Origin of the sequence: Enterobacteriaceae endosymbiont of Neohaemonia nigricornis (assembly GCF_012571795.1) — a bacterium.
Taxonomy (GTDB): domain Bacteria; phylum Pseudomonadota; class Gammaproteobacteria; order Enterobacterales; family Enterobacteriaceae.
The window spans coordinates 86,978-112,086 of sequence record NZ_CP046222.1 but is presented as its reverse complement, the minus strand read 5'-3'; the positions used below and the strand labels follow the sequence as shown (position 1 = coordinate 112,086).

Genomic DNA, 25,109 nt, shown 5'->3' with positions numbered 1-25,109 from the left:
TTATATGTATAAAAAAATATTATTAGAAATTAAAGCATTATTTATTCTAGCTATACCTGTATTATTTACACAAATAACACAAATATCTATTAATGTAATTAATAATCTTATTTTAGGACATTTTAGTAATATAGATATTATTGCTTTTACTATTAGTATATCTATATGGTTTCCTATAATATTATTAGGACATGGTATTCTATTATCTTTGATACCTATCATTTCACAATTATATGGAGTAGGGAATTTTATTTATATAAAATATAAAATTCATCAAGTATACTTATTATCTATATTATTATCATTTATAATAATGTTAATTATATATATAATTAGTATATATATAAAATATATACCGAATACTCATCATTTATTATTTTATAAAGTATCTATTTTATTAAAAATAATTTTATGGTCAACACCAGCTTATTTATTTTTACAAATTTTACGTTGTATTTTTGAAGGATTAACATTTACAATTCCTATGATGATTATAAGTTTTCTAGGCATGTTGTGTTATATTCCTTTAAATTTTATGTTTATATATGGATTTTACTTTATACCAAGAGTAGGCGGATTAGGATGTGGTTTATCTATAGTAATAATATATTGGATAATGTGTATTATGGCATTAATATGGTTTATTATATCAAAATCTTTTAAAAATATTTTTACTATTAAATTCATAACTAAACCTAATTTTACTATTTTTAAAAAAATACTGATATTAGGTTTACCTATTGGACTTTCTATATTTTTTGAAGTAACATTATTTACAATAGTATCTTTATTTATTTATTCTATGGGTATAGAACAAATTATTAGCCATCAAATAGCATTAAATATTAGTTCATTTATATTTATTATTGCTTTTTCTTTAAGTACAGCAGTTACTATTAGAATCGGATATTTTTTAGGTTATAATAAAAAAATTCAAGCAAAACAAATTAGTTGGATTACTCAAATAGTAGGAATGGTAATTACTATACTAATTTCTAGTGTTATTATTTATTTTAGAAAAAATATTATATCTTTATATAATCAAGATATTAATATTATTAATTTATCATCAAAATTAGTTTTGTTATCGGTATTATATCAAATACCAGATACTATACATATTATAGGAATAGGCATTTTAAAAGGTTATAAAGATACTATATCTATATTTTTAATAACTTTTCTTTCCTATTGGATTATAGGATTACCTATAGGATATATTTTATCTTTAACACATTTATTAACAAATAATCCTATGGGTCCTGCAGGTTTTTGGGTTGGATTTGTTGTTGCATTAACTATATCATCAGTACTTACTATATATCGTATTATTATAGTACAACAAAAACATTGATTTTTCGTATTTTTTATGATAGAAATATACCATTAATTTAGCGTTCTTAGCTCAGATGGTTAGAGTATCATCTTGACAAGGTGAAGGTCAGAGGTTCAAATCCTCTAGAACGCATAATAAATTTTTAAAATATTTATTTTATATTTTTTATAATTAAAAAATTTACTTCCAATAAATTAAACAAAAATTTTTTTTTCCTTTCTTTAGTAAAATAAAATGATTAAATTTAACATGTATATTTTTATTTAACATAAAATTTATATCATTAATAATTTTATTATTTATATAAATAGAATTAGATTGAATAAGATTAATTGCTTTATTATAAGAAGAAACAAAATTACTTAATATTAAAATCTTTTTTATATCATACGTATGATTTTCTAAAATAATGTGTTGTATATTATTTTTTATTAAAAAATTGAAATCATCTTTAGATAAAGATTCAAATTTTTTATTAAATAATAAATTTGTTATTTTTTTTGTTAATATTAATTCTGATTCACCATGAATCATTTTTGTCATATATTCAGCTAATAAATATTGTGCACTATTTGTTTTTAATGAATTTTTATTATCATATTTCATATTACGAATTAATTTTTTGTCAATATCTGTAAACATTGTTAAAAAATTATAAACAATATCGTCACTAATATTTAACCAAAACTGAAAAAATGTATATGGTGTTGTTTTTTTTTTATCTAACCATATTGTTTTTTTTTCTGTTTTACCAAATTTAGTACCATCACTTTTAAGAATTAAATTTGTAGTTAAACCATATACTTTATCTTTATAAATTTTTTTAATAAGATCAATACCAGATATAATATTTCCCCATTGATCTGATCCGCCTATTTGTAATACAACATTAAATTGTTTTTTTAAATGTAAAAAATCATAAGCTTGTAATAAATTATATGAAAATTCTGTAAAAGAAATACCATTAATATTATAATTATTTGTACATCTATTTCTTATTGCATCTTTATGCATCATTTGATTTATATAAAAATATTTACCTATATTTTTTAAAAAAAATAAAATATTTATTTTATTGAACCAATCATAATTATTAATTATTACTGCAGAATTATAATTTTTATTAAATTCTAAAAAATTATATAGTTGTGAATAAATATTTTTATACCATTGATTAATTAAATCTAGTGAATTAAATTCTCTTTCTTTAGATTTAAAACTAGGATCACCTATTAAACTAGTAGCACCTCCTAATATAATATAGGGTTTATGACCAAGTTTTTGAAAATATTTTAAAGTAATAATAGGTATAAGATGTCCTATATGTAAACTATCTGCTGTTAAATCAAAACCACAATATAAATTTATATTATTATATAATAATAATTTGTATAAATTTGTTTTATCAGTAATTTGATATAGAATATCACGTTGTTCTAATATATCTATTATATTATTTTTTTTATTACACATTTTATTCTCTTATTTTATACATTTAATTTATATTAAAATATTTTGAAATTTTTTCTATTTTATTAACTATAATTTTAGTATATATATCAATTTCAATATTAACATTATGATTAACGTGTTTGGTGCGTAATGTAGTTTTATATAAAGTAATAGGAATTATATTTACACTAAATTGATTACTTAATACTTTATCTATAGTTAGTCCTATACCATCTATACAAATAGAACCTTTTTCTATAATAAATTTCATATATTTAATGTGATAAGGTTTCATCCATAATGTAATATAATTTGTATAATTAACAATTTTAGTGATTAAAGCTATATTTGTAATATGTCCTAAAATAATATGGCTACCAATATATTCATTAATTTTTAATGGTTTTTCTAAATTTAATAATTCACCAATTTTAATATTTTTAAAAGTTGTAATAGATAAGGTATGTTTAATTATATTAAATATTATTATATTATTTATTATATTTATTATAGTCAAACAACAGCCATTATTAGAAATTGAATCACCTATTTTAAGATCTAAAGTAAAATCTTTAGGTGTTTGTACAAAAATAGTAATTATGTTTTTTTTTGTAATTATATTTATAATTTTTCCTATACATTGAATGATGCCACTAAACATATATTTAAATCCTTAATTTAAAATAATCTTACAAAAATATTATTTATAAAAATATATATTAATATTGATCACGTAATATTATATTAAATTTATTTTTTAGATATTGTACATATTGTTGTATAATACCATTGATTTTATCATCATTTAATGTATATTGCATATGTTGTATAATTAAACTTAATGTTATATTTTTATATCCTGTAGGAATATTTTGTCCTTCATATACATCAAATAATTTTATATTTATAACTTCTTTTATATTCATGTTTTTTAATGATTGAATAATTTCATCATATAAAATATTTTTATTTATTATAAAAGATATTTCACGTCTATTAATAGGTAAATTAGAAATATTATCTATTTTAGTTTGATGTGTATTATTAATTTTATTACAAAATAATTCAAAAAAAATCGTATCATGTTTTATATTTAAAAATTGTATTATTTTAGGATGTACAACTCCCATATATCCAATATTAATATTATTTAAATAAATAGATGCACTTTGATGTGGATGTAAAAAAAATATAGTATTATTTTTTTTAAATTTTATATTATTATATTGATTTAAAATACATTCTATATCACCTTTTACATCATAAAAATCTATTTTTCTATTTTGTAAACTCCAATTATTATCTAAAATATTACCATTAACTATACCACTAAAAAAATATTGTTGAATAATATTTTCTAATAATATTGGTTTATTATTAATATTAAAACATATACCATATTCAAATAAACGTAAATTTTTTTGTTGTCTATTTTGATTATATAAAATATTATTAATTAATCCATAAAATAAAGAATCACGCATTACAGACATATCTTTAGATATTGGATTAATTATTTTAATAAAATTATTTTTTATGGAAAACATTGATAGCATTTTATAATTAATAAAACTATAATTAATAACTTCATAATATCCTCTATTAATTAATATGTTTTTCATATTATTAATATTAATAGAATGATATAAGTTTATAAAAATTGCCATTAATTGTTTTTTTTTAATTTGATGATGATTAATGGGTAATTTAATTAATTTGTTAGGTATTTTATTATATCCATATATACGTATAATATCTTCTATAATATCTTCTATATTATTAATATCAAAACGCCAACTAGGAATTTGAATATCACAATAGTCAATATTTTTTTTAAAAATTTTGATATGTATTTTTTTTAAAATATTATGAATTTCTTTAATAGGTATATTAAATCCTAATAATTTAAATATTTTACTATAAATTAATTTAATAATTTTATTTTTATAAATAATATTATTAATATTGATAGAATTAATATTATATATTTGTCCACCAAAAATTTTAGTAATTAGATTTATTGTTCTAATCATAACTTTTTGTTGAAAATATGGATCTAAGCCTTTTATATATAAATTAGTAAAATTAGTAAAATTATAATATTTTTGTGAAAGAATTTGTATATATTTTGTATTGAAACACATACATTCTATAAAAATATTAGTTGTTTTTAAATTTGTAAGAACATCATAATTTTGCATTAATCCTAATGCAGATAATATTTTTTGTTCATCACAAACAGTAATAATATTTTCATATATATTAATTTCTTGTTGTGCATGTGTGATAACTTTACATGGAATACGATTTTTTTGGATATAAATATTACCTGTAATTTTATTAAAATCATAAAAATGAATAGGATATCCTAATTCAAGTAATATATAATTACTAATATTTAATAAAGGATTATTATTAATAATAGATATTCCTGATATTAATAATTTTTCTATTAACCATCCAGGAAGTTTATTTTTTAAATTTAAATTTTTAATAAAACAATATTTATAATTATATAAATATTGTTTTAACTGTAATTTATTTAATTTTATATGTATATTATTAATTTTTGGGGTTTTATTAAAAATAAAATCATATGGGATTTGAAAATTAATATTATTGTTAGAAGACAAATCTCTTGCTAATCCCATGATATGAGAACAATCATGACGATTATAAGGTATATTAATACTTATTACTTTATCTGGAAATTTTAAAAAACTATTAGCATCATTTCCATTTATAGCCGTATTAGGTAAATATATTTTATAATTTTTATTATAATTTGTTACATAATCTAATGGTAATATTTCTTTATTACATAATATTCCTTCAGAATATAATAAAAAATTATATTTTGGTATTTGAACTAATTTTTTATATAGAGAAGATTGTTTGGTTGCTATAATAACTTTCATATTTTTTATATAATTAATATTATAACATGATAAAACTTTAAGTTTGCTATGCTTTATATCAATAATTATATCATAAATATTATTATTATAATCAGATATATTAATATTGAGTATTTCCCCAACTATTATATTATCTATATTTTTTTTATATAAATATTCTATATTTTCTAATTCAAAACCTGTCATGGTTAATGTATCAGTTAAAAATTGTAATTTTTTATTACATATAATCCATTTACGCAACCATAATTCACTAAACTTTATCATATTTATATGTTATATAATTAAATTGTTGTAAAAAACGTATATCATTTTCAAAAAGCACACGAATATCTTGTAAATTATAATATAACATGGTTAATCTTTCTATTCCAATGCCAAACGCATAACCAGTATATGTGTTAGCATCAATATTAACATTTTTTAATACATTTGGATGAACTAATCCTGCCCCTAGAATTTCTATCCATTTATTTTTATTATTCATTATGTCTACTTCGAGAGAAGGTTCAGTAAATGGAAAATATGAAGGTCTAAATCTTACTTTTATTTTTTTGTTAAAAAAATATTGTACAAAGTTCAATAAAATATTTTTTAAATCTGTAAAATTTACATTATTATTTATATATAATCCTTCCATTTGATGAAACATTGGGGTATGCGTATTATCATAATCATGACGATATACTTTACCAAACGTTAATATACGAATTGGCGGTGGTATCATATTCATAATTCTAATTTGTATATTAGAAGTTTGTGTCCTTAATAAAATATCATTATTAATCCAAAATGTATCTTTTTGTGTTCTAATAGAATGATATGATTCAATATTTAATGCATCAAAATTATAATAATTATTTTCTATTTCAGGACCACAAATATGTTGAAAACCTAATTTTATAAAAAAATACTTAATTTTATTAATAATATTATTAATAGGATGTATAGAACCTAATCTATTTATTCTTCCAGGTAATGTTATATCAATACTTTGTTTAGTCAGTTTTTGATTTATATCTATATTTTCTAGTTTTTTTTTATATTCTATAAATATTTTAGTAATTATTTTTTTGTATTTATGTAAAATAATACTTTTTTTAATTTTATCTTCTAGATTATGATTTTTTAATTTCTTAAATTGTTTACTAATATAACCATTTTTACCTAAATATTGATTTTTTAATAAATTTAGATCATGTAAATTAGTAATTAAATTAATATTTTTTTCTATAATAGAAATTATATTATTAGATAACATTTTATAAAATATCTTTTTTAAAAGATAAATATTAAATTTTATATACAAAATATATTTATTATAAAAAGTAATATTTATTAATGATTTAATGAAGAATTAATTTTTAAAGTATCTTTTAATAAATAGGTAAAATTTTCTGGATGTGTAACAGCTATTTCAGATAAAATTTTTCTATTAATTATAATATTAGATTTTTTTAAAGCATTGATAAAACAACTATAAGAAATATTTGTTTTACGAGTAGCTGCATTAATCTTTGTAATCCATAATTGACGAAATTTTCTTTTACGTTGACGACGGTCTCTATAAGCATATTGTCCTGCTTTAATAACAGCTTGATTAGCTGATCTATATGTACGTGATCTTGCACCATAATAACCTTTTGCTTTTTTTAAGGTTTTCTTATGTTTTGCACGTGCAGTAATACCTCTTTTAATGCGAGTCATAAAAATAAATCCTCTATTTATGGTAATATTCTAAATATTTAGTTTATAAATATGGCAAACATGTTTTTAAAGAATATGTGTCTCCTTTATTAACAATTTTTTTATGTCTTAATGAACGTTTATTTTTAGAAGTTTTTTTAGTTAACAAATGTCTTAAATTAGCTTGTTTATGCTTATAACGTCCAGTTCCTGTTTTTTTAAATCTTTTAGAAAAACTACGTACAGTTTTCATTTTTAACATATAAAATTTTATCCATATATAAAAAATCATAATATATAAATATTTATTTTAATATACATAATTAATATTACTAATTTTTTTTTTTAGGTATTAAGATCATAATCATTTGTCTTCCTTCAATTTTAGAAGGAAATGATTCTACTATAGCTAAGTTTTGTAAATCATTTTTTATACGATGCAACATATTTAAACCAATATTAATATGCATCATTTCTCTACCTCTAAATCTAAGAGTTACTTTTAATTTATCACCTTGTTTTAAAAAACGTATAAGACTACGAATCTTAACTTGATAATCTCCTATATCAGTACTGGGTCTAAATTTTACTTCTTTTAAATGTATAATTTTTTGTTTTTTTTTTTGTTCTTTTAAAGTTTTATTTTTAGCATATAAAAATTTTCCATAATTCATAATACGACATACAGGAGGAACAGAATTAGGACTAATTTCTACTAAATCAAAACCGATACTTTTTGCTTGTATTAAAGCATCTTGTAATTTTATAATTCCTATCTGTTCACCTTTTAATCCTATTAGTCTTACACTTTTGCTCCTAATTTCATTATTAATTTTATTAGGATGCATTAATTGTAGTGTTTTTTTTCCAATTTTAATATCCTATTCTCCTAATAACAAATATGATAATTATTAATTTCTGTTTTTACTCTATTAATAATATCATGAATTTTCATAATTCCCAAATTTTTACCAAAAGTATCTCTTACTGTAACCATATTATTTTGTATTTCTTTATCACCACATATTAGAATATAGGGTATATGTAAAATAGTATATTGTCTAATTTTAAATGATATTTTTTGATTTGTTACGTCAGTTTGTACTCTTATATTATGTTTTTTAATTAAATTAAAAACTTTTATAACATAATCAGTATGTTTTTCACTAATATTAATTATAATTATTTGTAATGGTGCTAACCAAATAGGTAAATATCCAGAATATTCTTCAATAATAATTCCAATAAAACGTTCTAAAGATCCTAAAATAGCACGATGAATAATGATAGGGGTTTGATGTTGATTATTATTATCAATATAAAATATATTTAAATTTTTAGGTAATGTAAAATCTAATTGTATTGTCCCACATTGCCATTCTCTATTTAAACAATCAAAAAACGAAAATTCTATTTTAGGACCATAAAAAGCACCTTCGCCAGATTGATATTGAAATATAATACCTAATTTATGTAAAATTTCTTCTAAAATATTTTCTGTATAATCCCAAACATCATCATTTCCAATACGATTATTTGGTCTAGTAGATAATTTAACTACAAATTTTTTAAATCCAAATGTATGATATATATTATACATCATTTGTATACAATTTTCTATTTCATGAGCTACTTGTTTAATAGTACAAAATATATGTGCGTCATCTTGAGTAAAATTACGTAATCTCATTAAACCATGTAATGATCCTGATGGTTCATTACGATGACAAATACCAAATTCTGCTAATCTTATAGGTAAATCTTTATATGAATTACGTTTTTGTTTAAAAATTTGAATATGTCCTGGACAATTCATAGGTTTAATACAATATTTTCTATTTTCAGATGCTGTTATAAAAATAGCATCTTTATAAATTTTCCAATGACCTGTATGTTTCCAAATAATACTGTCTGTAATAATTGGAGTTTTAACTTCTTGATATTTAAATTCTATTAATTTAATTCTTAAAAATTTTTTTATTTCTTTTAAAATAATATAACCATTATGATGCCAAAAAACCATTCCAGGAGCTTCATCTTGAAAATGATATAAATCTAATTGTTTGCCAATGATTCTATGATCTCTAGCCAATAATTTTTGTGAATTATTAGTTTTATTATTATAATGTTGCATATTTTTCTTTTATATTGTTTTATATAAAAATAAAATATTATTTTATAATTTATAATATAAAATATCTATAAATAAATTATTAAAGTTTTAATAAATAATTAAACTTTAATGATTTTTATTAAAAATTTTCTGTGCACAAATTACGCGAAATTGTTGGTTTAAATCCATATATGAATGTATATTATAAAAATGATTTTTTTTTAAAAATTTTCTTAGATATAATATTTGATGTGGTGCATGTTCTAGTATTAACCATCCAAAATTATATAAATAATTTGCAGATTTAATAATTATATATTTTAAATCGTATAAACCTTTTTGTTTTGTTACAAGAGATTTATAAGGTTCATATCTTAAATATTTATATAAAAACAAATATTCTTTATTACTTATATAAGGTGGATTACTTACAATAATATCAAATTTTTGATTATATAATTGATCAAACCAATTACTATGTATAAAATTTATATTGTATAGATTTAATCTATATGAATTATATTTAGCAATTTTTATTGCTTTTATAGATAAGTCTATTGCTGTAATATTTAAATACTTATGTTCTTTAGCAATAGCTAAAGCTATAGCACCACTACCAGTACCTAAATCTAGTATATTTTTTGTTTTATAAGATATCTTTTGTAATGTATTTAGTACTAAGATTTCTGTTTCTTTTCTAGGTATTAATACAGCAGGTGTAATATATAAATTTAATGACCAAAACTCACGATAACCTAATATATAAGCTATAGGTTCTTTATTTGCCCTTCTTTTTAATAATATTTTTAATTTTTTTATCTGATATAAACTAATTTTTTTATTATTAAAACCATAAATCCATGTTTTAGACTTTTTTAAAAAAAAAGATAAAATAATTATTGCTTCTAATTGCGGGTTTTTAATATTATTTTTTTGTAAAAAATTACTAGCATCTTTTAACCATTCTGCAATAATCATAAATAATTTTTATATTGATTGAGTAATATTATCATAATATTTTTTTATTATAGGATTAATTAAAATATCAAGTTTGCCATTCATTATTTCAGATAATTTATAAATAGTTAAATTAATACGATGATCTGTTACTCTTTTTTGAATAAAATTATATGTTCTAATTCTATCTGAACGTTCTCCTGTACCTAATAACATTTTCTTTTTATGCGCTTTATTTTTATTTTGTTTAGCTATTTTAATGGCATTAATTCTAGAAGCTAATACTGATAAAGCTTTTGCTTTATTTTTATGTTGTGATCTTTCATCTTGACATTCTACTACTATACCTGTTGGTAAATGTGTAATTCTTATTGCTGAATCTGTTGTATTAACATGTTGTCCACCAGCTCCAGAAGATCTAAATGTATCAATTTTTAAATCTTGCGGATTAATAACAGGCATTTCTTTTTTTAATAATTCAGGCATAACAGCAATAATACAAGTAGAAGTATGTATACGCCCTTGAGATTCTGTTTCTGGTACTCTTTGTACTCTATGTCCTCCAGATTCAAACTTTAATTTACCATATACATTTTTACCAATAATTTTCAAAATAATTTCTTTATAACCGCCATATTCACAATAATGAATATGTATAATATCTATTTTCCATTTTTTAGATTCTGCATATCTAATATACATTCTAGAAATTTCACTAACAAATATAGCAGATTCTTTACCTCCTGAACCTGATCTAATTTCTAAAAAACAATTACGATTATCTTTTTTATTATGTAGTTGAGGTAATACAAGAATCTTAATTTGATTTTCTATATCATTTTTTACAATATGTATATTATTAATATCTTCTAAAGCAATATCATGCATTTCTTTATCTTGTAATAATAATGTATTATTCTCTAATTCTATTTTTAATTTTTTCCATTTTGAAAATAATGTAATTATATGAGATAATTTTGCATATTCTGTTGAAAGATATTTAATATTTTCAATATCATTAGATGACGTATTTATTGTCAGTTTTTGTTCAATATTTTTATATTTATTATATAAAATTTTTAATTTTTTAAGAATAAAATAATCCATATGTAATATTATTATATATTTAATAATTAATATAAATTATGCAATTTAATTAATTGTTAAATTTATTAGAATATATAAATTATATACATAAAAAAAATATAACCAATATATTTTTTTACTTTTTTATAAAATATATATATATTTAAAAAGTATTTTATATAATACATAATTATGAATTATTTTTATAGGAAATAATATGTTTAATATGAAATTATTTGCTGGTAATTCTATACCTATATTATCACAAAAAATAGCACATGCTTTATATATGAATCTTGGTAATATTTTTGTTGGTAAATTTAGTGATGGAGAAATATCAGTACAAATTAATGAAAATGTACGTGGAGATGATATCTATATTATTCAATCAACATGTTATCCTACTAATGATAATTTAATTGAATTAATAATTATGATTGATGCTTTTAAAAGAGCTTCTGCTGGCAGAATTACAGCTATTATTCCTTATTTTGGATATTCTAGACAAGATCGTAGAATATGTTCTGCTAGAGTGCCAATTACTGCTAAAGTAATAGCAGAATTTTTATCTAATGTTGGAGTAAACAGAATATTAACTGTAGATTTACATGCTGAACAAATTCAAGGTTTTTTTAATATTCCAGTTGATAATATATTAAGCAATTCTATTTTTTTACAAGATATATATAAAAAAAAATTAGAAAATCCTATTGTTGTATCTCCAGATATTGGCGGTGTAGTTCGTGCTAGAACTTTAGCAGAAAAATTATTTTCTGGAACTGATATAGCTATTATAGATAAAAGAAGACCTAAACCAAATGTTACAGAAATTATGAATGTTATCGGTGATATTAATAATAGAGATTGCATTTTAGTAGATGATATAATTGATACAGGTGGAACTTTATGTCAAGCAGCAAATATTTTAAAACAAAATAATGCTAAACATGTTTATGCTTATATTACACATCCAATTTTTTCTGGCAATGTAATTAATAATATTAATAATTCATTAATAGATGAAATAATTGTATGTGATAGTATACCTTTATCTAAACAAATAAAAAAACTTAATAATATAAAAACATTAACATTATCAATGACATTAGCAGAAGCTATTCGACGTTTGAATAATGAAGAATCATTATCTATGATGTTTAAAAAAAATATATCTGAATAAATATTCTGTAAGGATATAATATTATAATGAATAATAATATCAAAATAATTATTGGGTTAGGCAATATTGGTAATCAATATATAGGTTCAAGACATAATATAGGTTCAGATTATATTTATCAAATATCTAAGAAATTTAATGTAAATATTAAAAAAAGTAATACCTTATCAGGTTATATTGGGAAGATTACTAAACATAATATTATTTTATTTATACCAGATGATTTTATAAATAATTCTGGTAAATCTATATTTTATATCACTAATTTTTATAAAATTAATTTAGAGAATATTTTAGTAATACATGATGAATTAGACTTATTACCAGGTATTGCAAAATTTAAATATGGTGGTAGTAGTGGTGGACATAATGGAGTACAAAGTATTATTAATGTTTTTAAACATTCATCATTTTATAGATTAAGAATAGGTATTGGTAAACCAAATAATAAAAATAAAATAAATAATTTTGTATTAAATAAACCAAATATAAATGAAATAAAAAATATTAATTTAGCACTTCAAAGAAGTTTATATGCTATAGATATTTTAATTAATACAAACAATTATAATTTAGCTATGAATTTTTTACATAAAAAAATTATGGATTAAAATATGAGTTTAAAATGTGGGATTATAGGATTACCTAATATAGGCAAGTCAACTTTATTTAATTTATTAACAAATTCTAATGTAGATGCATTAAATTATCCTTTTTGTACTATTAAACCAAATACAAGTATTGTGCCTGTACCAGATCTAAAATTAATAAAATTAGGTTCATTAATTAAAACACGCAAAATTACACAAACTACAGTAACTTTTGTTGATATTGCAGGTTTAATTCAAGGTGCTTCTAAGGGAGAAGGATTAGGCAATCAATTTTTATCCTATATATCTGAAGTTGATGCAATATTACATGTAGTAAAATTTTTTAATAATAATGAAATATTAAATTTATCTTCTAATAATCCAGATACAGATATAAATATTATTTTTCATGAACTTATACAGTTTGATATATGTTTATGTAAAAATTTAATATTAAAATTATTAAATAATAAAAAAACTATACAAAATATACAGATAAATTTATTAAAAAAATGTTTAATATATTTAAATAATAATCAATTATTAAATAAAGTTAATTTTCATATTGAAGAAGTGATACTTTTAAAAAAATTTAAAATGTTAACTATTAAACCAGTAATGATTGTTGCAAATATAGATGATAATTTTTATCAAAATAATATTTTATTAAATCAATTTAATAATATTTCTAAAAAATTTTTAACAATTAAATTAGATGTTAAATTAATATTAAATAAAAATTTATCTAATATAAAATTACAAAATAAATATTTAATTGATATTATACAATATAGTTTTAATTTATTAAATTTACATAAATTTTATACTGTTGGTATTAAAGAAGTAAAAGCATGGAGTATCGTTAAAGGTACAACAGCATTTTATGCAGCTAAAAAAATTCATAGTGATATTCAAAAGGGTTTTATTAGAGCAAAAGTTATATCTTATGAAGATTATATATTTTATAAAAGTGAGTATAAAATTAAAAAAGCTGGTAAAATAAAAATAGAAGGTAAAAATTATATTATTAGAGATAGCGATATAATACATTTTTTATTTAATATATAAATTTTTATGCAATAATATTTGATATTTATATAATAAAAGATATTTAAAATACATAATTATTTATAAAATAATATGACAATATTAATAAAATTGTTTAGTATATATTTATATAAAATTAATTAATAATAATTTTACAATATATATACCAAAATTATTATTTTAACAATATAAATATGTTTAAAAAAAAACCTATATTACAAATTATAAAAAAAAACATTATATATAATAAAAATCTTATAAATATTTTTAACAACATATGTCATGATAAAATTAATACTTTATTATTAGAATCAGTAGATATAATTAGTAAGAATCATTTAAAAAGCTTATTGATTATTGATAGCAGTTTAAGAATTGAAGCATTAAATAATATTGTTAATATTGATTCATATACGGATAATGGTAATCAATTATTGCTATTATTAGATAATAATTTACCTAAAAATATTTTAAATAAAAAAACTACTAATCATAGATTATTAATCTTACCAAGACAATCTTATAAACAATATTTAGATGAAGATACACGTTTAACAGAATTATCTGTTTTAGATATATTAAGATATATTTTAAAATTAATTGAAATACCTTTAAATCAAAAATATGCAATGTTTTTAGGAGGATTTTTTTCTTATGATTTAATATATAATTTTGAAAAATTACCCAAAATTAATCAAAAACCAGTATGTCCTGATTATTGTTTTTATCTTGCTGAAACATTATTAATTGTAGATCATAAACAAAAAGTATCACAAATACAAAGTAGTCTGTATGTACCTAATAAAAAAGAATATAATAGATTATATACTAGAATTAACAAACTTGATCAACAAATTTCATCTATTAAACATTTATTTAAATTAACAAATAATAATTTGAATAAAATATTTTATACATGTAATTATAATGATAACGTATTTTATAAAATTATAGAAAAAATGCAGAGTAAAATAAAATTAGGTGAAATTTTTCAAGTAGTTCCTTCTAGAAAATTTTATATAAAATGTGCAAATCCTTTAAAATCGTATAAAGTATTACGAGAAATTAATCCAAGTCCATATATGTTTTATATGCAAGATCAAGATTTTATCTTATTTGGTGCCTCACCTGAAAGTTCATTAAAGTTTAATGCATATACTAGAGAAATTGAAATTTATCCAATAGCTGGAACTAGATCTAGAGGATTTATTAATGGAAAATTAGATTTAGATTTAGATAATAAAATAGAATTAGAAATGAGAACTGATCAAAAAGAGTTATCAGAACATTTAATGCTTGTTGATTTAGCAAGAAATGATTTAGCTAAAATATGTATACCAGGTAGTAGGTATGTTGCTGATCTAACTAAAGTAGATCGTTATAAATATGTTATGCATTTAGTTTCACGAGTAGTAGGTATTTTAAAAAATAATTTAGATGCTTTACATGCTTACCGTGCATGTATGAATATGGGTACGTTAACTGGCGCACCTAAAATTCGTGCTATGGAAATTATTTCTTATGTAGAAAATCAAAAACGCGGTAGTTATGGAGGTTCTATAGGATATTTAACAGCTAATGGAGATTTAGATACATGTATTATTATACGTTCTGCTTATATACAAAATAAAATAGCTATTATACAAGCAGGAGCAGGTATAGTTTTAAATTCACAACCATTATTAGAAGTTCATGAGAGTTTTAATAAGGCAAAAGCGGTATTAAATGCAATAACTTACACTACTTAAAAATTAAGAGGATTAATTTATTTAAATGTCAAATATATTTATATTAGATAATTTTGATTCTTTTACATACAATCTAGTAGATCAATTACGATTATTAGGACATAGTATTGTTGTATATAGAAATAATCTCCCAATTAATTTTTTATTAAAAATAATTAGTAAAATTAATAATCCTATTTTAATATTATCCCCTGGTCCTGGCATGCCACATAAAGCTGGAAATATGTTCGGTTTATTAAAAATTTTAATAAAAAAAATACCTATTATTGGTATATGCTTAGGGTATCAAGCTATTATCAAATTATATGGTGGTGATATTGTTGTTTCTCATAATATATTACATGGTCAAGCATCACCTATTATACATGATAATCAATTTATGTTTTCTAATATTCCTAATCCTATGTATGTTGCAAGATATCATTCTTTAATAGCAAAAAATATACCATATAATTTTATTATTAATTCTACATTTAATAATATTATTATGAGCTTTAGATATAAAGCAGATAATATATGTGGATATCAATTTCATCCAGAATCTATTTTAACACCCTATGGACATATACTATTACAACAAACTATTTCCTGGATATTAAATTAATTTTTAATATAAGAACATAATAATGTTAATTTTACAAAATATTTTAAATAAATTATATAATTTTCGTCATTTATCTAAAAAAGAAATTAGTCACATATTTTCTATGATTATAAATAAAAAAGTTAATCATAGTCAGTTAGTAGCTATTTTAATTTCACTAAAAATGAAAGGTATACATACAGAAGAAATTATAGGAGCTGTTAATACTATTCGTAATTATACAAATAGTAAAATATACAATATAACATCATCAAAAAATATTATTTCAGATATTGTTGGTACTGGCGGAGATAATCTACATACTTTAAATATTTCTACAAGTAGTGCTTTTATTGCAGCATCATGTGGTATTAAAATTGCAAAACATATAAATTCTTGTGTATCTAGTACTGCTGGTTCTGCTGATATTATATCTTTATTAGGTTATCCATTAAATCATTCTTTTATAGATGCACAAAAATTATTAAATAATTATAATTTATGTTTTTTATTTGCACAAAAATATTATAGTTTTTTTTCTGATATTATGGCAGTGAGAAAACAATTAAAAACATATACTATTTTTAATATAGTAGGTCCATTAATTAATCCATTCCAACCTAAAATAATTTTAATAGGTGTATCTGATCCTAGACTCTTAAAACCAATGATTTATACGCTAAAATATTTACAATATTATAGAGCAGCAGTTGTATATTGTAGAGGTATGGATGAAATTTCTTTACATAATGATACTATTGTTTTTGAATTATATAATCAAAAAATTCATAATTATATATTAACACCTAAGTCTTTTGGATTAAATTATATTTCTATTAAAGACTTAATAGGCATATCAATTAAAGATAATACTAAAAAACTTATACAATTATTAAAAGGACAGTGTCAAAATATTAGTTATATAAATACTGTAGCTGCTAATGTTGCATTTTTATTAAAATTAAATGGTTATGACAATTTAATTGCCAATACTAGATTAGCAATAGATCAAATATACTCAGGATCAAGTTATAATTATATTGCTGAGTTAATAAATCAAGGATATATAAAAAACCATTATGTCTAATATCAATATTTTAACAAAAATTATAAAAGATAAAATTATGTGGATAGATATACACAAAAAAAAAATATCTATAGAATATATTAAACAAAATATTCAAAAAACACAATTTAATTTTTATAAAATATTAAAATGTACAAAAAAAATATTTATTCTAGAATGTAAAAAAGCTTCTCCAACTAAAGGAATAATTTGTAAAAATTTTGATATTATTAATTTAGTTAATATATATCAAAAATATTCTACAGCAATTTCTATTATTACAGATGAAAAATATTTTCAAGGTAATTTTAATTATATTAAGGTAGTTAGAAATATAGTATCACAACCAATTATATGTAAAGATTTCATTATTAGTTCATATCAAATATATTTTGCAAGATTACATGGTGCAGATGCTATATTATTAATATTATCTATTATTAATGATGAACAATATAATATATTATCTAATATTGCTCATAAATTAAATATGGGTATTCTGACAGAAGTTAATAATATTCAAGAATTCAAAAGAGCTATTAATTTACAAGCTAAAATTATTAGTATTAATAATAGAAATTTAAATAATTTTACTGTTAATATTAACACAACAAAAAATATATTAAGTATATATAAAAATTATATTCCTAAAAATACTATTATTATTAGTGCTTCAGGTATTAACAATCATATGCAAATTAATCAATTAAATAAAATAGTTAATGGTTTTTTAATAGGCTCAGCTATTACCTCTCAAAATAATATTTTATTAAGCATAAAAAAAATAATTTTTGGTAATAATAAAGTCTGTGGATTAAGAACTATTGAAGATGCTATGATTTCTGATAAATATGGTAGTGTTTTTGGTGGTTTAATATTTACAAAACAATCTATTAGATATATTAAATCTATATATGCAAAACATATTATATATAATATACCTAATTTATTATATATTGGTGTATTTTGTAATAATTCTATAGCAGATATATTACGTATTACTAAACTTATACCATTATATGGATTACAATTACATGGAAATGAAGACCAAAATTTTATTAATCATTTAAAAAAGAAAATTTCGTCAAAAATAAAAATTTGGAAAACATATAAAATAAATAATTTTATTCCTAAAAATAATTTTTTTAATATAGATTTATTTGTATATGATTATTATATATCTGGACAAGGCAAATCTTTTAACTGGAATTTATTAAAAAATATAAATACTAATAATATTTTACTAGCTGGAGGTTTAAATATTCATAATTATAGTATAGCAAAAAATATTAATTGTTATGGATTAGATTTTAATTCAGGTGTAGAAACACAACCTGGTATTAAAGATCATATAAAAATAAAAAAGTTGTTTCAAAAAATACGTAATAATTAATATGTAATATCATATTATTTATATGAGGTAAATAAAATGAAAACTTTAATGCCCAGCTATTTTGGAAAATTTGGCGGAATGTTTGTGCCACAAATACTAGTCCCAACTTTATTAAAATTAGAAGAAGCTTTTATGAAATATAAACAAGATCCTAATTTTAATAAACAATTACACACATTATTAACTAATTATGTAGGACGTCCAAGTCCATTAACATTATGTAAAAATTTAACTATGGGAACAAATACAACTCTTTATTTAAAAAGAGAAGATTTATTACATAGTGGTTCACATAAAATAAATCAAGCATTAGCACAAGCATTAATAGCAAAAAATATGGGTAAAAAAGAAATTATAGCTGAAACTGGTGCGGGACAACATGGTATAGCAACTGCTATAGTTTCAGCTTTGTTAGGTCTAAAATGCAAAATTTTTATGGGTAGTAAAGATATAAAAAGACAAAATGATAATGTTATTAAAATTAAACTGATAGGTGCTAAAATAATTGAAGTAAAATCACCTAATAGTACACTTAAAGATGCATGTAATGAAGCTATACGTTATTGGTCAAATAATTATGAACATAGTCATTATCTTATAGGAACAGCTGCTGGACCACATCCATATCCTACTATGGTACATACATTTCAAAGTATTATTAGTAAAGAAATAAAAAAAGAAATAATCTTATTAGAAAATAAATTACCTAATATAATGATTGCATGTGTAGGTGGTGGTTCTAATGCTATTGGTTTTTTTTCACATTTTTTAAAAAATAAATCTATACAATTAATTGGTGTAGAACCTGGAGGTATGGGTATTCATACCAATAAACATGGTGCTGCAATAACACATGGCACAAAGGGAATATATTTTGGTATGAAAACTAATATTTTACAAAATAAAGATCACCAGATTTTAAATTCATATTCTATTTCAGCAGGATTAGATTTCCCTGCAGTTGGTCCTGAACATGCATATTTATATCATACGAAACAAGTAAAATATGTAACTGTTACTGATAATGAAGCAGTACAAGCTTTTAAAATTTTGTGTAAAAAAGAAGGCATTATCCCTGCATTAGAATCATCACATGCATTAGCTTATGCTTTAAAAATTATACAAAGAGATATTAAAAAAAAACAAATATTAGTAGTCAATCTCTCTGGTAGAGGTGATAAAGATACTAATATAGTACATAATTATATATCTTAAATGGAGAAGTTAGCACATGCATATGAATAATCGCTATAATAATATGTTTAAAATATTAAAAAAAAAAAAAGAAGTTGCTTTTATACCTTTTGTTACTATAGGAGATCCATCAATAACTATATTTATGCATATTATTGATATATTAATTAATAATGGTGCTGATGCATTAGAATTAGGTATACCATTTTCTGATCCAATAGCTGATGGATTAATTATTCAGAAATCTTATAATAGAGTATTAAAATTAAACATAAATATTATTATGTGTTTTAAAATTATTAAACAAATTAGAAAAAAATATATAAATATACCAATTGGCATTTTAATATATGCTAATATCATTTGTTCCTATGGAATAAATGATTTTTATAAACAAGCTTATAATGCTGGCATTGATTCTATATTAATAGTAGATATTCCTTTAATAGAATATAAAATATATTATCAATTTTCTAAAAAATATAATATATTACCAGTTTTATTATGCCCGCCTAATGCTGATAATAATTTTTGGAATCAAATAGTGTTATTTCAATGTGCATACATTTATGTAGTTTCTAGATCTGGTATTACTGGATATAATATAAAAAATAATGATTTATTATCTACAAAACAAATATGTAAAAAGATATTTAAATATCATAAATCTGTACCAGTACAAGGATTTGGTATTTATAATACTGATTATATTAAACAAGCTATTAAAAATGGTGTTAAAGGAGTCATAGTCGGATCATTTATTATTAATAAAATTAATAAGTATCAACATAATCCTGAATATTTATTCAAAAAATTAAAAAATATAGTTATTAATTTTAAACATGCTACATTATATGTATAATTAAAATAATATATATTATATTATAATTTAAATATAATTTATGTTTATTATAAATATGAAAATTGTTTCATTTAATGTTAATGGAATTAGAGCACATTTACATCAAGTAAAATATTTAATAAAAGTAAAAAATCCTGATATTATTGGGTTACAAGAAACAAAAGTTACAAATACTTTGTTTCCTAAAGAAGAATTCATAAAATTAGGATATAATATATATGTACATGGACAAAAAAAAAATCATGGTGTAGCTTTATTAAGTCGTTATAATTCTTTTAATATACAAAAAAAAAATTTTAATTTTAATATTGATCAAAAAAGATTTATTATGATGGAAATAAATAGTGCTATTGGTAATATTAAAATTATTAATTGTTATTTTCCTCAAGGAGATAATCGATTTAATACAATCAAATTTAATGAAAAAATATATTTTTTTAATAATTTATATAAATTTTTTGTTAATAATTTAAAACCTACTGATCATATTATTATGATGGGAGATATTAATGTTAGTATTACTGATTTAGATATTGGTTTTAATACATATAATCGTCAAAAATGGTTAAAATTAGGAAAGTGTTCTTTTTTACCTGAAGAAAGATTATGTGTATATCGTTTAATAAAATGGGGATTATATGATATTTGGAGAATAATGCATCCAAATATTAATAATAAGTTTTCTTGGTTTGATTATAGATTTAAAAGTAATATTAAAAATATTGGATTGCGTATTGATGTTATTTTTATTAGCAAAAGTTTAAAAAAATATTATGTAAATTCTGATATAGATTATAATATTCGTAATATGATAAAACCTTCGGATCATGCCCCAATTTGGATTGAACTTAAAATTTAATATTATTTTATATTATTATTTTATATAACTAGGTGTAAAAATGATTAGCTTGTTGAAGCTACTAAAATATTTATGTTGTTGTATTTGTTCAATTATTAATTTTATTAGAATTTTTATTTTTAATTTATTATTTATAATAGTAGTATTATTCACTAGTATATATTTTTATAATAATTATTATAAAAATTATAATAATACATATACTAAAACAATATTAGAAATTAATTTTCAAAAAAATTTTTCTGATACTATAAATAATAATAAAATATCAAATATATTCCATAATTTTTCAAATAATTATAATCCAAATGCTATATTTTATATAGCTAAATCTATCCAACATGCCAAATATGATAAAAATATTACTGGTATTGTACTAAAAATGAATGATTTAGTTATAGATGATATATCAGCATTGCATTATTTAGGTAAATATTTAAAAGAGTTTAAACAATCTGGTAAACCTATATATGCTATAGGTAATATATATACACAAGAACAATATTATATTGCAAGTTTTGCAAATCAAATTATATTAAATCCTCATGGTTATATAGATTTACATGGATTAAGTATAAATAGATTTTATTATAAAAAATTCTTAAATAATTTTAATGTTACATCAAATATTTTTAAAATAGGAGAATATAAATCAGCAATTGAATCATTTTCAAATAATAACATGTCAATAAAAAATAAAATTTTTTTTACTCAATTAATTAATACTTTATGGAAACATTTTTTAAATTCTATTTCATATAATAGACATATAAAATCATCAAATATATTTTTTTCTGATGAAAAATTTATTAATATTTTAAAAATATATCATGGTAATTTAGCATTATATGCACTTAAAACTCATTTAGTAGATAAGTTATTGACTAATACTATTTTTGAAAATAGGATGATTAAAAAATTTGGTTGGGATAATACACATACTACATATAAACATATTAATATAGATAATTATATCCATAATATATTCATGTATAAAAAAAATAGTTTAGGTAATATTGCGGTTATTAATATTAACGGTATTATAGAATTTAATGATAAATTACATAATATTATTAATAATATTCATTATGTTTATTTAAATCCTAATATAAAAGGATTAATATTAAAAATTAATAGTCCTGGGGGTAGTGTACTAGCATCTCAATTAATTTTTGACGAATTAAAAACTCTAAAAAATATAAATAAACCTATTGTTGTAATAATGGATTCTATGGCAGCATCTGGTGCTTATTTTATTTCTACTATTGCTGATTATATTATTAGTGATCCTATGACATTAACTGGTTCAATTGGTGTTTTTAGTATTGTAAATACTATAGATAAAACCTTAAATAATTTTGGTATTTATACAGATGGTGTTAATATTTCTCAAAGATCTAATGATATGTTTTTTCAACCATTATCTTGTGTACAAAAACAAATCATACAATTAAGTATGGAAAACATATATAATCAATTTATTTATACAATATCTCATTATAGAAAACAATCAATACAAAATGTAAAAAAAATATCTAATGGCATGGTAATATTAGGTTATGAGGCAAAAAAATACGGTTTAGTAGATAAATTAGGTGATTTTGATGATGCTATTAATAAAATAGCTCAATTAACACATTTAAAATATATAAAGTTACAGTTTAATAATGATTATCAAAAAAATCCTATGTATTTTTTTGATATAATAACAAAAATACATAAAAATATTTTTTTATATAATAAAATATTATCATTATCAAATATAAATAATCTTTCTGATACTTTTAAAACAAATATTATTTTAACAAATTATATTACATATTTTAAAAATATATATTCTATTTGTACAGAACATATTTATTAAAACAAATAATATATTTATAAATTTTATGGGGTGGGGGATAATTAATGTCTATTAAAGTTGCTATTAACGGTTTTGGTAGAATCGGTCGAATGGTATTTAGGGCTGCTCAAAATTTTAATAATATAAAAATAGTTGCTATTAACGATTTATTAGATATAAATTATGTTGCTTATATGTTAAAGTTTGATTCAACTCATGGACGTTTTAATGGTAAGATTAAAGTAATAGATAAAAATTATTTAATGGTTAATAAAAATAAAATTTTTGTTTGTACTGAAAAAGATCCTATTAAATTACAGTGGAATAAATTAAATATTGATGTAGTAATAGAATCTACAGGTATATATTTAACACAAGAATTAGTTATTAAACATATAATAGCTGGTGCAAAAAAAGTTGTTATTACAGCACCACCTAAAGATAATTCTATACCAATGTATGTAAAAGGTGTAAATTTTCATAAATATAATGGTGAACAAATAGTTTCAAATGCTTCATGTACAACTAACTGTTTAGCACCATTAACAAAAATCATACATGATCAATATATTATAAATCAAGGATTAATGACTACTGTACATGCTGTTACTTCCACACAAAAAACAGTAGATAGTGTTTCACAAAAAGATTGGAGAGGAGGCAGAGGTGCTTATCAAAATATTATTCCTTCTAGCACAGGGGCAGCAAAAGCAGTAGGATTAGTTTTACCAGAATTAAAAGGTAAATTAACAGGTATATCTTTAAGAGTGCCAGTGTCTAATGTTTCTGTTGTAGATTTAACTGTACAAGTTTATAAAAAAACAAATTTAAATGAAATTTACGAAAATATTAAATTTTATGCTCAAAATAGTATGAAAGATATTATTAGTTATACAAAAGATGACGTAGTTTCAAGTGATTTTAATGGTTCTATATTTACTTCAATTTTTGATAAAAAAGCAAGTATATATATTGGAAATAATTTTTTTAAATTAATTGCTTGGTATGATAATGAAACTGGTTATTCTTATAAAGTACTTGATTTAGTAACATGTATTATGTCATAAAATAAATATTTTAACATTTTTTATAATTTAGAAAAATAATATTTAAGCTGATTAATATAGATCAGCTTAAATATTTAATTAACATGAAATAATTATTATATAATATAGATATTATCCCTCATAATTGTC

General features: G+C 20.2%; 23 protein-coding genes and 1 tRNA gene. 14 read left to right on the top strand and 10 right to left on the bottom strand.

Annotation, left to right across the window (positions count from 1 at the left end; translation table 11 throughout):
* The first annotated feature begins 4 nt into the window (after positions 1-4).
* Together GJT85_RS00560 and GJT85_RS00555 are read left to right on the top strand one after the other, a co-directional pair.
* Positions 5-1,354 (top strand): MATE family efflux transporter, encoded by a 1,350-nt coding sequence (locus GJT85_RS00560; RefSeq protein ID WP_208754293.1) that lies wholly within the window; start codon positions 5-7, stop codon positions 1,352-1,354.
* A gap of 40 nt (positions 1,355-1,394) precedes the next feature.
* A tRNA-Val gene (locus GJT85_RS00555) sits at positions 1,395-1,468 on the top strand.
* 48 nt (positions 1,469-1,516) lie between these two features.
* Here the strand turns inward: GJT85_RS00555 and tyrS are convergent.
* The 10 genes from tyrS to prfA all read right to left on the bottom strand — a co-directional run bounded on the left by tyrS (position 1,517) and on the right by prfA (position 11,569).
* Positions 1,517-2,809, bottom strand: a complete 1,293-nt coding sequence (gene tyrS / locus GJT85_RS00550; protein ID WP_208754292.1) for a tyrosine--tRNA ligase — start codon at positions 2,807-2,809, stop codon at positions 1,517-1,519.
* A gap of 22 nt (positions 2,810-2,831) precedes the next feature.
* Positions 2,832-3,449 (bottom strand): riboflavin synthase, encoded by a 618-nt coding sequence (gene ribE, locus GJT85_RS00545; protein ID WP_208754291.1) that lies wholly within the window; start codon positions 3,447-3,449, stop codon positions 2,832-2,834.
* A gap of 58 nt (positions 3,450-3,507) precedes the next feature.
* A complete protein-coding gene (gene pheT, locus GJT85_RS00540; protein WP_208754290.1) occupies positions 3,508-5,973 on the bottom strand; it encodes a phenylalanine--tRNA ligase subunit beta in 2,466 nt (821 codons plus the stop codon).
* Positions 5,960-6,967: a phenylalanine--tRNA ligase subunit alpha gene (pheS, locus tag GJT85_RS00535; protein WP_208754289.1), complete on the bottom strand. Its 1,008-nt coding sequence runs from the start codon at positions 6,965-6,967 to the stop codon at positions 5,960-5,962. The genes pheT and pheS overlap by 14 nt, the downstream gene beginning before the upstream one ends.
* Positions 6,968-7,044: 77 nt before the next feature.
* Positions 7,045-7,413 carry a 50S ribosomal protein L20 gene (gene rplT, locus GJT85_RS00530; protein ID WP_208754288.1) on the bottom strand — a complete coding sequence of 123 codons (369 nt, stop codon included), beginning with the start codon at positions 7,411-7,413 and terminating at the stop codon, positions 7,045-7,047.
* 43 nt (positions 7,414-7,456) lie between these two features.
* Entirely contained in the window at positions 7,457-7,654 is a 198-nt protein-coding gene (gene rpmI / locus GJT85_RS00525) for a 50S ribosomal protein L35 (RefSeq protein ID WP_208754287.1), read from the bottom strand.
* 70 nt (positions 7,655-7,724) lie between these two features.
* A complete protein-coding gene (gene infC / locus GJT85_RS00520; protein ID WP_208754286.1) occupies positions 7,725-8,240 on the bottom strand; it encodes a translation initiation factor IF-3 in 516 nt (171 codons plus the stop codon).
* 41 nt (positions 8,241-8,281) lie between these two features.
* On the bottom strand, positions 8,282-9,526 hold the full coding sequence (gene thrS / locus GJT85_RS00515) for a threonine--tRNA ligase (RefSeq protein ID WP_208754285.1): 1,245 nt from the start codon (positions 9,524-9,526) through the stop codon (positions 8,282-8,284).
* Positions 9,527-9,631: 105 nt separating this feature from the next.
* On the bottom strand, positions 9,632-10,483 hold the full coding sequence (gene prmC / locus GJT85_RS00510) for a peptide chain release factor N(5)-glutamine methyltransferase (RefSeq protein ID WP_208754284.1): 852 nt from the start codon (positions 10,481-10,483) through the stop codon (positions 9,632-9,634).
* Between the two features lie 9 nt (positions 10,484-10,492).
* Positions 10,493-11,569: a peptide chain release factor 1 gene (prfA, locus tag GJT85_RS00505; protein ID WP_208754283.1), complete on the bottom strand. Its 1,077-nt coding sequence runs from the start codon at positions 11,567-11,569 to the stop codon at positions 10,493-10,495.
* A gap of 196 nt (positions 11,570-11,765) precedes the next feature.
* On the opposite strand from prfA, the gene GJT85_RS00500 reads away from it, so the two are divergent.
* The 12 genes from GJT85_RS00500 to gap all read left to right on the top strand — a co-directional run bounded on the left by GJT85_RS00500 (position 11,766) and on the right by gap (position 24,980).
* Positions 11,766-12,728 carry a ribose-phosphate pyrophosphokinase gene (locus GJT85_RS00500; protein WP_208754282.1) on the top strand — a complete coding sequence of 321 codons (963 nt, stop codon included), beginning with the start codon at positions 11,766-11,768 and terminating at the stop codon, positions 12,726-12,728.
* Between the two features lie 26 nt (positions 12,729-12,754).
* Positions 12,755-13,339 (top strand): aminoacyl-tRNA hydrolase, encoded by a 585-nt coding sequence (pth, locus tag GJT85_RS00495; RefSeq protein ID WP_208754281.1) that lies wholly within the window; start codon positions 12,755-12,757, stop codon positions 13,337-13,339.
* A gap of 3 nt (positions 13,340-13,342) precedes the next feature.
* Entirely contained in the window at positions 13,343-14,386 is a 1,044-nt protein-coding gene (ychF, locus tag GJT85_RS00490; protein ID WP_208754280.1) for a redox-regulated ATPase YchF, read from the top strand.
* Between the two features lie 173 nt (positions 14,387-14,559).
* Entirely contained in the window at positions 14,560-16,113 is a 1,554-nt protein-coding gene (locus tag GJT85_RS00485; RefSeq protein ID WP_208754279.1) for an anthranilate synthase component 1, read from the top strand.
* A gap of 25 nt (positions 16,114-16,138) precedes the next feature.
* Entirely contained in the window at positions 16,139-16,717 is a 579-nt protein-coding gene (locus GJT85_RS00480; RefSeq protein WP_208754278.1) for a glutamine amidotransferase-related protein, read from the top strand.
* A gap of 22 nt (positions 16,718-16,739) precedes the next feature.
* Positions 16,740-17,783: an anthranilate phosphoribosyltransferase gene (trpD, locus tag GJT85_RS00475; RefSeq protein ID WP_208754277.1), complete on the top strand. Its 1,044-nt coding sequence runs from the start codon at positions 16,740-16,742 to the stop codon at positions 17,781-17,783.
* Positions 17,776-19,155 (top strand): bifunctional indole-3-glycerol-phosphate synthase TrpC/phosphoribosylanthranilate isomerase TrpF, encoded by a 1,380-nt coding sequence (gene trpCF / locus GJT85_RS00470; protein ID WP_208754276.1) that lies wholly within the window; start codon positions 17,776-17,778, stop codon positions 19,153-19,155. The genes trpD and trpCF overlap by 8 nt, the downstream gene beginning before the upstream one ends.
* 36 nt (positions 19,156-19,191) lie before the next feature.
* Positions 19,192-20,370, top strand: coding sequence for a tryptophan synthase subunit beta (trpB, locus tag GJT85_RS00465; RefSeq protein ID WP_208754275.1), 1,179 nt, complete (start codon positions 19,192-19,194; stop codon positions 20,368-20,370).
* 22 nt (positions 20,371-20,392) lie between these two features.
* On the top strand, positions 20,393-21,211 hold the full coding sequence (gene trpA / locus GJT85_RS00460; RefSeq protein WP_246212291.1) for a tryptophan synthase subunit alpha: 819 nt from the start codon (positions 20,393-20,395) through the stop codon (positions 21,209-21,211).
* A 55-nt stretch (positions 21,212-21,266) separates the two neighbouring features.
* The gene (gene xthA, locus GJT85_RS00455; protein ID WP_208754274.1) at positions 21,267-22,070 is read left to right on the top strand and encodes an exodeoxyribonuclease III; all 804 of its coding nucleotides are present in this window, start codon (positions 21,267-21,269) and stop codon (positions 22,068-22,070) included.
* Positions 22,071-22,110: 40 nt separating this feature from the next.
* Positions 22,111-23,934: a signal peptide peptidase SppA gene (sppA, locus tag GJT85_RS00450; protein ID WP_208754273.1), complete on the top strand. Its 1,824-nt coding sequence runs from the start codon at positions 22,111-22,113 to the stop codon at positions 23,932-23,934.
* 44 nt (positions 23,935-23,978) lie between these two features.
* Positions 23,979-24,980: a type I glyceraldehyde-3-phosphate dehydrogenase gene (gene gap, locus GJT85_RS00445; protein WP_208754272.1), complete on the top strand. Its 1,002-nt coding sequence runs from the start codon at positions 23,979-23,981 to the stop codon at positions 24,978-24,980.
* Positions 24,981-25,109 lie beyond the last annotated feature (129 nt).